This window comes from Sphaerisporangium sp. B11E5, from assembly GCF_039871875.1.
Taxonomy (GTDB): domain Bacteria; phylum Actinomycetota; class Actinomycetes; order Streptosporangiales; family Streptosporangiaceae; genus Sphaerisporangium.
The window spans coordinates 1-638 of record NZ_JBDPMD010000129.1 but is presented as its reverse complement, the minus strand read 5'-3'; the positions used below and the strand labels follow the sequence as shown (position 1 = coordinate 638).

The following is a 638-nucleotide window of genomic DNA, read 5'->3' as shown; positions in this document are numbered from 1 at the left end:
GCAGCCTCCCACGTCCTTCATCGGCTCCTGATGCCAAGGCATCCACCGTGTGCCCTAAAAAACTTGGCCACAAAAGATGCTCGCGTCCACTATGCAATTCACAAACAACAAACAGGAAAACCGCACCGCATCCACCACCAGCACCCACACCCACTGACACAACGCCAGCGAACGCAAGCCGGTATGGCAGGCGGACGGTCCCGCAGGCGAGAAAACCGATCCCTCCGAACCACGCCCCGCTCCCACCTCCGCAAGCGGAGCCGGTCACGGGGCGCGTCGATGGTCCGTTTCCTCAGGACCCAACAGTGTGCCCGAACCCCCAGAACCCCTGGACGGTGTTCCCACTCCACCGCCCCCGAAGGGATGGTGGCGGTACTGGCCGCACCGGGCGGCCTGGTGGTTGGAGTAGCCAGTGCTCCACTAATGAGCGTGCCGGTGGGTGAGACATGCGCTCACCAACACCGGGCTGGACACCTGCACCCACCATGGTTCCGGCCCCGCGAAGGGCTGGGGTGGGGTGCGTGTGCCGGTGCTCCTTAGAAAGGAGGTGATCCAGCCGCACCTTCCGGTACGGCTACCTTGTTACGACTTCGTCCCAATCGCCGGCCCCACCTTCGACCGCTCCCCCCCTTGCGGGT

1 rRNA gene is annotated in these 638 nt (G+C 64.4%); it reads right to left on the bottom strand.

Annotated features, from left to right (window positions below):
* Positions 1-540: 540 nt before the first annotated feature.
* Positions 541-638: ribosomal RNA gene (locus tag ABGB17_RS38845) — 16S ribosomal RNA — on the bottom strand; the annotation flags it as partial.